The organism is Pseudomonas sp. B10 (assembly GCF_900156235.1).
Classification (GTDB): domain Bacteria; phylum Pseudomonadota; class Gammaproteobacteria; order Pseudomonadales; family Pseudomonadaceae; genus Aquipseudomonas; species Aquipseudomonas siliginis.
In genome coordinates, this window is record NZ_LT707063.1 from 4,730,367 (window position 1) to 4,744,764 (window position 14,398).

Annotated in this window: 10 protein-coding genes; 3 read left to right on the forward strand and 7 right to left on the reverse strand. The window is 55.7% G+C overall.

Going from position 1 to position 14,398, the window contains the following annotated elements; genetic code table 11:
* The first annotated feature begins 160 nt into the window (after positions 1-160).
* Positions 161-1,267, forward strand: a complete 1,107-nt coding sequence (locus BXA01_RS21395; RefSeq protein WP_076566039.1) for an NADH:flavin oxidoreductase/NADH oxidase — start codon at positions 161-163, stop codon at positions 1,265-1,267.
* 177 nt (positions 1,268-1,444) lie between these two features.
* Here BXA01_RS21395 and BXA01_RS21400 read toward each other — a convergent pair whose 3' ends face one another.
* The gene (locus BXA01_RS21400) at positions 1,445-3,073 is read right to left on the reverse strand and encodes a glucan biosynthesis protein D (RefSeq protein WP_071174494.1); all 1,629 of its coding nucleotides are present in this window, start codon (positions 3,071-3,073) and stop codon (positions 1,445-1,447) included.
* 403 nt (positions 3,074-3,476) lie between these two features.
* Here BXA01_RS21400 and BXA01_RS21405 point away from each other — a divergent pair, with 403 nt between their 5' ends.
* Both BXA01_RS21405 and BXA01_RS21410 read left to right on the forward strand, forming a co-directional pair.
* Entirely contained in the window at positions 3,477-3,662 is a 186-nt protein-coding gene (locus BXA01_RS21405) for a hypothetical protein (RefSeq protein ID WP_016771524.1), read from the forward strand.
* A 177-nt stretch (positions 3,663-3,839) separates the two neighbouring features.
* Positions 3,840-4,562: a tellurite resistance TerB family protein gene (locus BXA01_RS21410; RefSeq protein WP_076566040.1), complete on the forward strand. Its 723-nt coding sequence runs from the start codon at positions 3,840-3,842 to the stop codon at positions 4,560-4,562.
* Positions 4,563-4,685: 123 nt separating this feature from the next.
* Here the strand turns inward: BXA01_RS21410 and BXA01_RS21415 are convergent, their stop codons facing one another.
* The 6 genes from BXA01_RS21415 to tssI all read right to left on the reverse strand — a co-directional run bounded on the left by BXA01_RS21415 (position 4,686) and on the right by tssI (position 14,340).
* The gene (locus tag BXA01_RS21415; RefSeq protein WP_076566042.1) at positions 4,686-5,030 is read right to left on the reverse strand and encodes a hypothetical protein; all 345 of its coding nucleotides are present in this window, start codon (positions 5,028-5,030) and stop codon (positions 4,686-4,688) included.
* Between the two features lie 107 nt (positions 5,031-5,137).
* On the reverse strand, positions 5,138-5,425 hold the full coding sequence (locus BXA01_RS21420) for a barstar family protein (protein WP_076566043.1): 288 nt from the start codon (positions 5,423-5,425) through the stop codon (positions 5,138-5,140).
* An 891-nt stretch (positions 5,426-6,316) separates the two neighbouring features.
* On the reverse strand, positions 6,317-6,733 hold the full coding sequence (locus BXA01_RS21435) for a hypothetical protein (RefSeq protein WP_076566047.1): 417 nt from the start codon (positions 6,731-6,733) through the stop codon (positions 6,317-6,319).
* Positions 6,730-11,568, reverse strand: coding sequence for an RHS repeat-associated core domain-containing protein (locus tag BXA01_RS27495; RefSeq protein ID WP_076566049.1), 4,839 nt, complete (start codon positions 11,566-11,568; stop codon positions 6,730-6,732). The genes BXA01_RS21435 and BXA01_RS27495 overlap by 4 nt, the downstream gene beginning before the upstream one ends.
* Positions 11,565-12,308, reverse strand: a complete 744-nt coding sequence (locus BXA01_RS21445) for a DUF4123 domain-containing protein (protein ID WP_076566051.1) — start codon at positions 12,306-12,308, stop codon at positions 11,565-11,567. Before BXA01_RS21445 ends, BXA01_RS27495 begins: the two co-directional genes overlap by 4 nt.
* Entirely contained in the window at positions 12,298-14,340 is a 2,043-nt protein-coding gene (gene tssI, locus BXA01_RS21450; protein ID WP_076566053.1) for a type VI secretion system Vgr family protein, read from the reverse strand. The genes BXA01_RS21445 and tssI overlap by 11 nt, the downstream gene beginning before the upstream one ends.
* Positions 14,341-14,398 lie beyond the last annotated feature (58 nt).

Consider the following 14,398-nt stretch of genomic DNA (forward strand, 5'->3'; position numbering starts at 1 on the left):
CATTCCCGGTTGTCGACTAGGCTCTAAGCACTGCTTGATTGGCCTTGTGACGTTTTGTCGTTTTTTTGCCCGCGGGGGCGGGTGCTGCACCCTTTTTCTGTCACTCGTCGACTTTTCAAACAGAACCCTGGAGCCTGCCCACTGATTCGAGAGGTGCCCCATGAGTCTGCTGCTTGAACCCTTTACCCTGCGCCAACTGACCCTGCCCAACCGCATCGCCGTGTCGCCGATGTGCCAGTACTCCAGCGTCGACGGCTTGGCCAACGACTGGCATCTGGTGCACCTGGGCAGCCGCGCGGTGGGCGGTGCCGGTCTGGTTTTCACCGAAGCCACGGCGGTGACCGCCGACGGGCGCATCACCGCCGAAGACCTTGGACTGTGGAACGACGAGCAGATCGAACCGCTGCAACGCATCACTCGCTTCATCACCGCCCAGGGTGCGGTCGCCGGTATTCAACTGGCCCACGCCGGGCGCAAGGCCAGCACCCACCGGCCGTGGATCGGCAAGCATGGCAGTGTCAAACCCGAGGACGGCGGCTGGACCCCGGTCGGGCCATCGCCGATTGCTTTCGACCCGCAGCACACCCAACCGAAGCAGCTGGATGAAGGGCAGATCGCCGAAGTGATCCAGGCCTTTGTCAACGCGGCCAAACGCGCGCTGACGGCCGGGTTCAGCGTGGTCGAGGTGCATGCTGCGCACGGCTATCTGCTGCATCAATTTCTTTCGCCGCTGAGCAATCAACGCCGCGATCAGTACGGTGGTTCGTTCGAGAATCGTATCCGTCTGGTGCTGCAGGTCACTGAAGCGGTGAGGGCGGTATGGCCGGAGGAATTGCCAGTGTTTGTCCGCGTCTCGGCGACTGATTGGGTCGAAGACGGCTGGAATCCGGATGAGACCGTGGAACTGGCGCGTCGCCTTCACACGCTGGGCGCCGATCTCATTGACGTGTCTTCAGGTGGGACTGCTGCAAATGCGGAAATCCCGGTTGGACCCGGATATCAGACGCGCTTCGCCGAGCGTGTACGCAAAGAGTCAGGCATCGCCACCGGTACTGTCGGAATGATTACCGAGCCGGCCCAGGCCGAGCACATTCTGCGAACATGTCAGGCTGATATCATTTTCCTCGCCCGAGAGCTGCTGCGCGATCCGTACTGGCCGCTGCATGCCGACGATGATCTGGGTGGGCGCAAAGCAGTGTGGCCGGCGCAGTATCAGCGCGCGACCCATCGGGATCAGCCGATTCATGAATCGGATTTGCGCGATTGATTGAAGGCTGGAAAGCAAAAGCCCCGAGCCGGTGAGGGTCGGGGCTTTTCTATTCGGCACAATTTTGCGTTGTCAGGCGGGCCTCTTCGCGAGCAGGCTCGCTCCCACAATAGGAATGCGGACCCCTGTGGGAGCGAGCCTGCTCGCGAATGACGCCAGAACAGTCGCCTTAGAACCTCAAGGGTATTTACGCTTGTCCGGCGCCGGCGGGAAATACTGGTACAGCCAGGTCTCGCTCAACGTGCGGTCATTGGTGCGAATGAACAGGCGCAGTTCCACTGGCTCGACACTGTCATTGGTCGGATACCAATCGAACAGAATCCGGTAACCCTTGATGTCATCCAGCACCAGCACGCTGAAGTCCTGCACCTTGCCGTTGGAACAGGTAATCACCGGCTCGATCCCGGTGCCCTGTGGCAGGCGCTCAAGGCCGCCACCGGTGAAGTCCACGGCAAAGCGCCGCGCCCAGACTGGCGGGTAATGCTCACCCGGCGCCCAACCCTCGGTGAAGCCGCCCATGCCCGAACGCGTAGCGTGCACCCGCGCCAGTGGCGTGCCGACCGGTGGCAGGGCGCTCCAGTACAGCTTGTACCCGTAGTTCAGCGAATCACCGGCAGCCACGGGTTTCTTCGGCGTCCAGAAGGCGACGATGTTATCCAGCGTCTCGCCGGTCGTAGGAATTTCCAGCAGATCGATAGAGCCTTCGCCCCAGGCGGTTGTAGGTTCTACCCACAGGCTCGGGCGCTTGCTGTACCAGTCGACAGTGTCTTGATAGTTGGCGAATTCGTGGTCGGTCTGCACCAGGCCGAAACCTTTCGGGTCCTTGTCGGCAAATGCGTTGAATTGCAGCGTCGCCGGGTTATTCAACGGACGGCAGATCCACTCGCCATTGCCGCGCCACATGGCCAGACGGTCGGAGTCGTGAATCTGCGGGTGAATGGTGTCGCACATGCGCCGTTCGTGGGTGCCGCAACTGAACATGCTGGTCATCGGTGCCACGCCCAACTGTTCGATGGTGGTGCGTGCGTTGATGTGCGCGTCGATTTCCATGACCACGCGCTCGGCCTGGCAATCGATGTCGAAGCGATACGCGCCAGTGGCGCTCGGCGAGTCGAGCAGGGCGTAGACCACAAAACGCGTGGCGTTCTTGTCAGGCGTCTCGAACCAGAACTTGGTGAAGTCGGGAAACTCTTCGCGCTTCTTCGCGTAGGTATCAATGGCCAGGCCGCGCGCGGAGAGGCCATATTGGCCAGTAGCATCGACCGCACGGAAATAGCTGGCGCCGAGAAACGACACCACGTCATGCCGATCCAGCTCCGGTGCCTTGAACAGTTTGAAGCCGGCAAAACCCAGGTCGCCCTTGAGCTGCTGGGTGTCGACCGAAGTGTTCTCATAATTGAACAGCGCCGGGCGGAAATGCACCTCGCGCGCCATGCGCGTCTTCGGATCAACGCTGTACATGCGCACCGGCTGACGGAAACCCATGCCGACGTGGAAAAACTGCACGTCCAGCTGACCTTTGTTTTCCTTCCACAAGGAATGCTCGCCGTCGTAGCGGATCGCGTTAAAATTTTGCGGAGTCATGGTCGCCAGGGTTGGCGGCAACACCTGTTTCGTATCCTGATAGGCATTGCCGGCGAGCTGCTTGGCCTGACGCTTCAACGCCTCGAAATCGAAGGCCTGAGCCTCGCCATCGGCGGCGCCGCCATTGGCTGCCCAAGCGCGGGCGGCCAACAGGCCCGACGCGGAAAGACCGGTATAGGCCGCAATGGCCATGGACGCTTTGAGCAAATTCCTGCGGTGCATAAATACAACCTGTCGTGTGCAATCCAGCGCCGTTCCTGGCACCTGTCGGATCGGAAATTACGGTTCGGTCATGCCTTCGGCCAAACGCAACGGACTATAAACAGATGCCCGCTAGCTTAATCGGTTCGATTGTCGGGCAAAAAGGCTTGTTTGCGTTGCTTCATCTGGCAATGAAACAAGACATGTCTGTAATTTTTCTGACAGGGCTCTCTGATTTAGAGGGCATATCTGCTTTTTTCGATTAATTACTCTAAAAACCACTTTTCAACGCCGATTTAATTCCTATTCTATGGGCAAGACCGGATACAAGCCTTCGTGCCGGCGGGGCACACGACGCTGCTCGAAGAGGCAGGGCGATGTGAGGTTCAGCAGTTTCTTGACTCAATAGAGAAGGACATCGTCCATGGCAAAAATACAGGGCATCACCGAAATGTTGGGCATCTTTCCTTGCTTGGGCGGCGGGCGCAGAAGACGCCGTCTCAATTCCGAGGAATTGAAACTAGTGGAACGTTATCGAGAGCTATCGGAAAGCGACCGGATCGCCATGCGCTATCTGGTGGATGCGATGCGGAGTGTTTCGCGGTTTTAAGGAGGAGGGGAGAAGGGGGCGGGTCGAAAGGCCTGCCCCTTTTCATTGGGTAACGCTCGGAACGGGCCCTTCTGAGTGGCGAGCAACATCTCGAAGCACCTTCACGGGGCGGATTGGGGCACTTTCGAACTAGGCTGAGTGCCTTAGATCCGGATAACCCTTGTTTGGAGACGGAACATGAACACCCGTGGATTGCTCGATCAACTGCTCAAGTCCGGGCAGGAAATGCTGCAGAACAAGGCCGGCGGCGCTTCCAGCAAATCGGCTGCCAGCGGGCTTGGCGGCTTGCTCGGTGGCTCGTCTGGCTCCAGCGGCCTCGGCGGCCTGCTTTCAGGCGCGGGTGGCGGCGCATTGGCCGCAGGCGCGATGGGCCTGCTGCTCGGCAATAAAAAGGTCCGCAAGGTCGGCGGCAAAGTCGCGATCTACGGCGGCCTCGCCGCGCTGGGCGTACTGGCTTACAAGGCGTACGGCAACTACAACGCCCAAAAAGGCAGCGCACCCCAACGCGAACCACAAACCCTCGATCGCCTGCCACCCGCGCAAGTCGAGGAGCACAGCCAGGCAATCCTCAAAGCCCTGGTCGCCGCCGCCAAAGCCGACGGCCACATCGACGAGCGCGAGCGCGAACTGATCGAAGGCGAATTCACAAAGCTCGACAACGATCAGGAACTGCAACACTGGCTCCACGCCGAACTCAACAAACCCCTCGACCCCACCGACGTCGCCCGCGCGGCAAGCACGCCGGAAATGGCGGCGGAGATGTACATCGCCAGTGTGATGCTGGTGGATGAGGAGAATTTTATGGAGAAGAGCTATCTGGATGAACTGGCACGGCAGTTGAAATTGGAGCCGGGGTTGAAGGTGGAGTTGGAGAGGCAGGTGCGGTTGGTGGCCGATTGATTCTGGGGTGAGAAATCGCAGTGTTGTGCTGCGATTTTTTCTGAGTCGCCTAATGACGCTTCAATAAAGATTGAGCTTGGAAAGCTGTTTTAAATCTGTTCCATTCTTGAGCAGCGATGGTACTCAAGCCTCCATCATGAACTCTTCAATTTTCTCAATAAATTCGATTTTGCTTTTGGTCCTGAATTCAGATAGAAAAATTTCGGAGTTTTTGATTGGATTACCTCCTTTATCGTATTCGATCGTTAGCATGTCGATAACAAACTCTCCGTCCGGATCCCCTTCGGGCTCGACTCTCGTGTCAAAGCAATGGCCGGTACTCTGGCGGACTCCTCCGATCAGTACCGAACTAGAGAACCAGCCGCAAGTCTCCGGTGTCAACTCCACCTCATATAGATTGTTGATTGTTATCATCCAGCCGCTTGGCACTCGGATGGGTTGGAGTTTGTAATCGAGTTTTGATCTCATCGGGTCTCTTCGAATCTTTGCATTCGTGAATACTTTGCTCTGATCATTAAAACGATATCGTGCTCACTGCAGCGTTGAATAAATGCGCTGGCAAGTATCAATTTTTTTTACTTTAATTTGTATTCGAATTTTTCATCTAAGCGCAGGGATATGTCCTGGTTTTTTGTTCTCTCGAATATAAATATTATTTTTTTAAAAGTTTCGCCCATGCTTTGTTCAGATTCTTTCGAATTTTTCCATACTATTTCAATCGGGCGCTCCACGTCCGTACTGAGCAAATCCCACAGAGAGTTTAGGTTGTTTCCATAGTACTGAGCCACGGAAAATGCAGAAGCTATACGCTTATGGAAATCTTGCTCGGAAGAAATGGATAGGCCGTCAAGTTCAGTTATCATTCAGGTTATTTCCACTTTCCTATTGGGCTGACAGTTTCATAATGATCCTGGTGATATATAGCAGGCCATCATTCGAATAGAGCAGCCTGGTTCCAGGTTGGTTGCTCCGTGACATAGTGTTGCTTAATCCGACGTCGGCCTCATACGAAGTTCGGCTAGAGGCGGATGGGAGAACATTTGTATCATTGTAGAAAATATCTCCACCTATTTGTCCACCGGAAACGCTGCTGTTAACTGCCTTACCCGGCGCCCATTGGCTCTGAGCAGCCTGAGTTTTAGGGCTAGAAGCAAGGTGAGAGTGCGGCTTAAGTGTTTCAAGATAACAGTCCTTTGATTATTTAATCCGTGAGAGTGGTCGCAGAGATTTGATCTGGTGATTATGCGTTGAGCATAAGTTTTCTGTTTTTCATTATTCTTGAATGGGGAGTTTAAGTTGACAGTCGCCTTGAAGCTTTCAGTGACGTGTTTTTCACGCATATCAGGCGGCCCAGCAGAATTCTTCGTACAGCTAAGTATTCAAGGCTTCCACAATTCAATTCACTCCATATGACGCTCTATGTCATTCATGTCAATCCTCACCAGGAATTGGGGCAAAATTTTTGCTGATGATTTTTTGATCTTGGATTGGTCGCTAAGTGACAAATCATCGTTAATGAGCTCGGTTGTGGTTTTTTGATATTCTTTAACCGGTTTGTCGCTATAGTAACTTCCCATTTTTTGTATAGAAATCAAGGTAAATTCAATGTTTGCGAGTGCTTTCAGAGTATCTTCGATGATGAGTGTGATTATCCTGTTTTTTATATTTGTTTTCTCTGATTGAATGGCGCAAATGGTGGCGGATCTATTTCAATAGAAAATCAATTTTCCCTATTTTTCTGCTATGTGTTATGTTTAAGTGGTCTCACTAAAATTGATTTCGCCCTCGCTGCTTATACAACCTATCAAACTAAACTGCTCGGAGAAAAAATAGGTGTGTTGCGGTATTTCAGAAAATGTCATTATTATTTTTTTAAGATCGGCGGTGTGGAATTTGTAAGCATTCTCTGTTAGCGAATCGCCGATAAAGATAATCTCAGTTATTTTGAGATCTTTTGCTTTTTCTGAAATTTCTTCAATGGCTTTGTTTATAGTGTTTTTTGAATGCGATGTGCTGTTGGGGAGTGAGCTCCAAGCGATTTTTGATCCAATAAACGGAAAATTTCCATTGATATGTGAGACGGCGTTGTCATGCGCATCATTGTTAAGTTTCATGTAGTTAATGCTGGACTCTAACAATTCTTTCTCAAGTTCTTCGTCGAAGTAGCTCATTTTTTAAATGCCTTTAGTAATTTTAGTACGGTTTTTTCGCTTGCATTGAAAAGGTAATGTGGTGCTGGCTTTTTTCCTGACCAAACGTTTATATGTGCGCCGCTTCTTTCATCATATTCGATTCGATAGCCAGTCTTGCCGTCAGCGGTTTGCATGCCTACAACCTTCCCGGCATTTGTACCAAACTTCCCAATGGTTGGCTTTTCTGCTTTGAATCCATTGCTTTCAAGCCATTCAAGTGCCTTATTGCGCGCTTGCTCGAAATGCTCAAATTTAAGTGTCTCGCCAACCTCGGGCGGGGTCGTTTTTTGCGGAGGCTTTTTCGGAGTGGCACCGTTTGTCTGTTTACACACCAGCCCCAACGGATCCACCCACCCCGTAGGGTTAGGCACGTACTGGTAGCTGTTCAACCCACCCGCAAGCTTGATCGGGTCCGGCGTCAAGAACCGCCCAGTGCTCGGATTGTAGTAGCGGTGGCGGTTGTAATGTAATCCCGTCTCGGCGTCGAAATACTGACCCTGAAAACGCAACGGGTTATCGATTTCGCTGACGTCCAGCGCCGCGAGGTTGCCATAGGCGCGGTACTTCGCGGACCACATGATTTCGCCACTGTAGTCGGTGAGCTCTTGCGGAGTGCCGAGGTGGTCGAGTTGATAGTAGAACGGGGCAGCCTTTAGTGGGCCTTCGCCGTCGAGCATTGCCAATGGGCGGAAGCTGCCCGGTTCGTAGATGTAGCTGCGATAACGACTTTCTGCGCTTTCGGCGATCAATCGTTCGCCTTGCCAGAGGAATTCAGTGGTATGGCCGTCGACGGTTTTCTCGATGCGGCGGCCAAAGGCGTCGTATTTGTAGGTGGCGGTGCTGCCGCCTGGGAGGCTGACGCCAATCAAGCGGTGTTGGCAATCGTACCGGTATTCGGTGACGAGCTTTTGGCCGTTGCCGCGACGCTCGCGGATCAAATTTCCGTACGCGTCGTAGTCGTAGTGGCGGTCGCCTTGCATCAGCAGGCGATTACCTTTGACGTTGGCGAGGTTGGCTGCGGGCAGGTCATTCTGGCCGAGGAGGTTGCCTGCCGGGTCATGGGCGAAGCTCTCCGGCATAGCGCCGCGTACGCTGATCAGGCGATCCAGTGGATCGTAGTGATAGCTGCGGTTGCCTTTGCGGCTGTCGTTAATGCCGGCGAGATTCCCGTTGGCATCGTAGTTATAACGACGCTGGAACAGGTGTTTTTCCCGCTGGCTGACGCTGTGCGCTTGCAGTCGGCCCTGTTCATCGTATTGGTATTGGCTGAGTAACAAACCTTGCTGACGCTGCTGCTCGCGACCGGCATTGAACTGGTGGCTGGTCAGGCGGGAGCCGTTGAGGTCGATGCTGCTCAGGCGTCCACCGGACAAATGACGGTAATCGAGCGTGCAGCCATCCGGCAGACGGCAGTGGCTGAGTTGGCCGACGTTGTCGTAGGCGTAACGGGTGGTGCCCCAGCCCTGATGTTCGGTGATCAAGCGATCTTGCACGTCGTATTCATAAGCGAGCGGCCAATGGCCGTCGTCGACGTTTACCAGGCGACCGAGTGCGTCGTAGCTGTAATGAATCTCTTCGCCATCGGGCAGCGTCTTGACCAGCAAACGGCCTGCGGCATCGCGCTGGTATTCGGTAACCAGTTCACTACCGTCGTCACCGAACTCGGTTTTCTTCAGCAGTTGGCCGTTGAGGTCGTACTCGTACGCGGTGCGGCGGCCGTCGAAGCCGGTTTCCTGCTGGATCAGGCCGTTCGGGTAATAATCGAGTTGATAGCGTTCGCCGCGCTCGTTTTCGATCTCGGTGAGGTTGAGTTGCGAGTTGTCGTAGCGGTAGCGTAGTTGGCTACCGTCGGGGTTGATGCGGCGGCTGACCAGATGCAGGTTGTCGGCGTATTCGTAGCGGGTGATGCGGCCGAGCTCGTCGCGTTCGGCGATGACGCGGCCATACGGGTTGTAGGTAAACGCACGTGTGGCGCCGCCGGGCAGGGTGACTTGGATCAGACGGTCGACGGCGTCCCATTGATATTGGGTGATCGCGCCGAATTCGTCCTGGCGAGTGATTTGCCGGCCAAGCGCATCGTAGCGGTATTTTCGTTGACCGCCGTCTGGCAGGCGCTCTTCCAACAACTGGCCGAGGTTGTTCCAGCCCAGTTGATGACGACTGCCGTCGGGGTGACGGACCTCCAGCAAGCGTCCCTGACGGTCATAGCTGTAGAAGGTCTCGTTGCCGTCAGGATCGGTTTGTTGGGTGATATCGCCCTGGCGGTTGCGTTCGTATTTCCAGCGGACCTTGCCGCGCTGGACATCAATAAGTTGACCGTTGAAGTAGTTGTAACGCGTCGGAACACCTTCCGGTGGAATCACCGCAATCAAGCGTCCGGCATCGCTGTACTGATACTCGGTGATCGCTCCCATGGGATCTTTAACAGCAATCAGTCGACCCTGATCGTCATAAGCGTTCTGCGTTTCACCACCGTCGGGCGCGGTCTCACTGACCAGGCGTGCATTTTCGTCATGCACATAGACCAGCTCACTGCCGTCAGCGTTATGGACAATGACTGAGCCTTTATCGTCCCACTCGTAACGCGCTTCCATCTGCGCGTAATTGGCCCAATGACGCACGCATCGGGACAGCTTGCCTTCACGCTCCCACTCCCAGAAGAAGCTAGCCCCCCCGGCCATTTGTCGCTCAAGGATGACGTGCTGATCGTTGTAGCGGTAATGCTCGGTTTCGCCCATCGCATTGGTGGAAGAAACCAGTTGATTGAGTGCGTTGTATCGGTAGGTGACGAGGGTATGAATCGTCAGCCATGGGTCTTGGCGTTCGCCGCGTTCATCGTATTCGGGGCGTTGTTGCTGTTGGTCGACAGCAACGATGTGTCTGTCTTCGTAGCGCAGCAAAAGGGCGCGCCCTGCGCCGTTATCTATGCGCTGGATACGATCAACGAAGTCATAACTGATGTGCAGACGATTTTCGTACGCATCGCTGATCGCGGTCAGTCGACCGGCACGGAAATGGTAAAAGCGTGTTTTTGCCCCGGCTTGGGTCAAAATGAGTTCGCCGGGTTCATTGCCTAGATAAATTGCTGCCTGAGCCAGACTGTTAGTGATGGCCGGCCGCTGTTCCGTGGGCATCGGGAAACGGGTTTGCCGATTCTCGTTGTCCGTCCACAGCACACCCTCATCGTCGATCTGCAAGCGATGAGACAGTGAATGACTCCAGCCATAGCCGAGGCGGCTATCAATTTCGACTGCACTGCTTCGGTATAGGCGTGTCCACTCAAAAGGCAGCAGGCCACCCAGTTCCCCATCGGTGAGCGTCAGTAACTCTTCACCGGTCACCATCGATACTGGTTCGCCGTCTGAGCACGTGTCGTCGACGCATTGTGCAGGTTTTTTCGCAGGGTTCTTCGGCTGTTCGGGGGCGTTGTCTACGGTCTCTACTTGCTCGATCCGTGAGGCTGGCTCATCTTTTTTACGGGTTTGAATCTGCGCATCGGATTCTACTTTTCCGCCGGTGACCGGTAGCTTGCTTCTCGGAGCTGTCGCGGTTTCGGCAGGTTTGGGAGCGGCAATCTGAACATCCGCTTTGGGTGTCGGATTGAATTTCGAATCACTTCCGCCAGTGATCGGTGGCTTGCTTTTAGGCGGTGTGGCCGTTTCGGCAGGTTTGGGGGATGCGATCTGAACATCCGCTTTGCGTGCCGGATTGAATTTCGAATCACCATTGAGTAGCAACGGCTTCGATGCTTCGGTATGCGGCGTCGCTTTGGACTTGCTGACTTTCATCAGCATGCCGGTGAAGTCTTCAATCAGCTTTATGACTTTGCCGCTGCTTTGTACCCCTTTGACGGCTTTTGTACCCACGCGTACGGCCAAGCCAAGACCACCAGTCAAAACAACGCCGATCAAAATGTTGAGCAGGAACTCAGTCGACATTTGCGCCAGCACTTCGGTACAAGTCTGAGGCGGCAGCATCTTCACCCAGGCCACGATGGCCGCGACGTATATCCACATCAGCGGCTCATCGCTCGCGATTAACAAAGCCGTGTGAATAGCGTCGGCAGAGGCGTCGTAGATCTTCTTGATCTGTTCTTCAGTAAAAAAGTTTTTCAGCTTCTCGTAGTTTTCGCGAGGATGGGCAATGAGGTCGTAGAGACTTTTGATATCGCCCCATAAGCCCATAATCGCTTTCATGAAGCCTTCCCAGGCCGCTTCCAGTTCCTGCAACGCGCGACCACCAAGGGAGGCATCGGTGTGCGCCTGCCATAGCGGTAGGAAGCTGGTGCTCCATTCAGTTTGTAGCCAGCCGCCCAACTCGCCGATCACGCCTTGGTAGGAATTGAACAAACTGTCGATCTGGGCACGCGTAGGATTCGGGAAGAAGGTGATTTTGTACTGCTGATTGGGAGTAAGGCCTGAGACTTCAAGAATCCCTGATGCATCAATGGTTTTATTGATGGTCGGGCCAACTTCGTTTTTGCCGATGAAGCGGCCATTGACGACCGGTGTCAGTTGAACTGGCGTATTGCCGATCGGCACAAAGCGCGCGGACTCGAAACTATGGATCAGCACCAGCTTGCCGTTCGCAGGACAGTTGGCATAAAGGGTATTTTCCTTCTTGCTGTCCTTGTCAGCCGTGCCAACTTCGTCACCGACTTTGAATTGCTGCTCCGCATCCAGAATGCCGCCGTACCAGGCTTCGGCATGCTCGCGGTAATCCTTCAGGCACTTCTTGAAGTCGTTGATGATGGCCTGAGCATCGGGTTGTTTTGCTGTGAGACCGCCAACGATCCCGCCCATTAAAACGCTCATACCACCACCTCTTTTTCCAGATAGGCCTTCAACAGCCCGGTAAAGTTTTCTTCCGTGAGTGGCGTGCGTTTAACAAAGCGCGCCACTTTTTGTTTCAGGTTCGATTCGGGAAAGGAGAAATACAGATCGGCGTGTTCCTCCTGCAACCACTGCATCATGTTGCCGATAACGGTTGATGGATTTTCTGCCATCAATTCTTCCAACAACCCCTTCGGCACCTCCCACCACGGCCAGTCCCGCACCTTCGGCACCACCCTCGACCCCACCTCCAGCGCCTGACCATTAATCAGATACCGCTCAAACACCGGCAGCACTTCCCCTGCCTTCTCCCCAAGCCCCCGCAGAATCGGATAGATATGCCGCCCATCCCAAAACCGGAAAAACACCTCGGTGCCCTCCGGCATTTTCACCTGCGTCAGGCTGCGCAGATGTTCGAACACTTCGTTCGGCTCTGAACGCGACACCGCCAGCCAGCCCCAGTCGAGGGCGTCGGTTTCGGCGATCCAGGGCAGGAAAGCGGAGTTGGCTTTGAGTTCGGTAAGGTAGGGCATCACCGGTTGCCAGGTGGAGTAGGGCGTGCCGCCCCAGATCGGGATGAGCTGGGCGGTGGGTTCGGTGAGGTACAGGGTTTTCAGGGCGTCTGCATCGCTGGCGGCGCTGATGATCAGGTACAGGCGCTCGCCACTTTGCAGCGGTTGTTGCGCCAGCCAGTCCTTGGGGGTGATTCGTTCAGATGGCACAGGCACCTGCCTTGCATTTTTCGCATTCTTCACAGAACGGCGCGTTACGTTTTAGGGTGTTGATCTGCGCCGGGGTCAGGACCTGGCCGGCCTTGTCGGCGTCGGCCTGTTTGAGGATGCCGGGCATCAATGGCGCGGCGCCCGTACCAACGCCCGGGCTACCCCCGGAGTTCATGTTGATCACCGGCCCGCTCAGGGTCACGCCGCCAGCATCGATCTTGATGAAGCTGCCGCCACCCACCAGCGTGAGTTCGGCGCCGGCTTCCATCACCACTTTCATGCCGCTGCTCAGGTGGATTTCCTGGCCTGCGTCGATGAACTGGCCCGTGCCGATCTTGATGTGCTGATTCACACCGACGGTGAGGTGGTCGTTGGCGCGGGTTTCGACTTTGCGGTCGGCGTAGACGGTGTGGTGTTCTTCGGCCTTGAATTCGCTGTAGCTGTTTTGCTCGACGGTGTCGTGGCGTTCGTTGCCGACGCGGATCTTCTGGTCGTGCTCGATGTTTTCGTCCCAGTCGCGCTGGGCGTGCAGGTAGATCTGTTCCTGACCTTTCTTGTCTTCGATGCGCAGTTCGTTATAGCCGCCACCGCCCATCGAACTCAGGGTCTTGAAAGTGCTGCGGGTCTTGTTCGCCGGCAATGGATAGGGGACGGTGTTTTCTTTGTGGTACAGGCAGCCGCTGATCAGCGGTTGATCGGGGTCGCCTTCAAGGAAGGTGACTAGCACTTCCATGCCGATGCGCGGGATGGCGATGCCGCCGTACTGGGCGCCGGCCCAGGCGGAGGAGACGCGCAGCCAGCAACTGGTCTTGTCGTCGGCCTGGCCTTCGCGGTCCCAGTGAAACTGGACTTTGACCCGGCCGTATTCGTCGCAGTGGATTTCTTCGCCTTTCGGGCCGGTGACCACGGCGCTCTGGCTGCCGAGAATGCGTGGTTTCGGGTGGCGCAGCGGCGGGCGATTGGGCACGTCCCACGGCGTGGCCTGGAAGCGGTTGCGATAACCCTGATGGAAATCGTCTTTCAGCGCGGTGGTGTCGCTGGTCACCGACTCTTCGAGCACTTGCGGCTGCTTGCCTTCATGCAGGACTTCGGTGAGCAGCCACAGGTCGTTCCACTTGGCTTTCGGGTGTTCGGTCAAGGCGAGGAAATGGCCGCTGACCAGCAGTGGCTGATCACTCTTGCCTTCGGCGAGCTGGAAGTCGCTGCGGTGGCGTTCGAGGGCGCGTTTGGCCAAGTGCTTGCCGCGCTCGCGGTCGATGAAGCGGCCCGGGTAATCGTAGTCTTCGAGGTCGGGCAGGGCGTCGCCACGGTTTTCGCTTTCCAGGGTCAGGCGCGGTTTTTCGAAGTCGTAGTCGCGGCGGGTGGTGCGGCTGGTGCGGGTTTCCAGGCGCAGGTCGAAGCGCTTGATCACCGGGTTGCTGGCGACCATGCCGGAGTCTTGCTGATAGGGCACAGGTGCCAGTTTCGGGAATACCGTTTGGTCGTCGCCGAACACCAGCTTGTGCGCGTTGGCGCTGTGCTGGAAGTGGAAGTGAATGCCTTCTTCCTCGCACAGGCGCTGGATGAAGTGCAGATCCGACTCGTCGTATTGCACGCAGTAGATGCGTTCGGGATAGATCGAGCCGGTCTTGAATTCGTAGGCGTTGCCTTGAATACCGTGCTCTTCCAGCACTTGGCCGATGATTTTCGGCACGCTGAGGTTCTGGAAGATGCGCTGGTTGATGCGGTGCGCCAGATACGCCAGTTGCGGGCGCAAGGTCACCGAATAACGGGTCAGGCGCTTGCCGGAATCGCCTTGCGCGGCGCGGTAGATCTGGCCATGAATGCCGCTGCCGTCGGGCGACAGCTGCAGGAAGGCCGGTTTGTGCAGCAGGGTTTCGAGGTCCAGCGACGGCTGCTCACTGACCAGCTCCACCTCAAAGACAAAAGGCTGGCTGATGGCTTCCCGGCCGGTGAGGGTAAACACCTGAAATTCGGCGGAAAGCCCTTCGATGGTCAGGGCAAAGTGGGTTTCATTGGCCGGCGCGAACATCCCTTGTTCCTCGTGCTGTACAGCGGCGCTCGTCGACGCCCGCAAAAAAGCGGCTCAA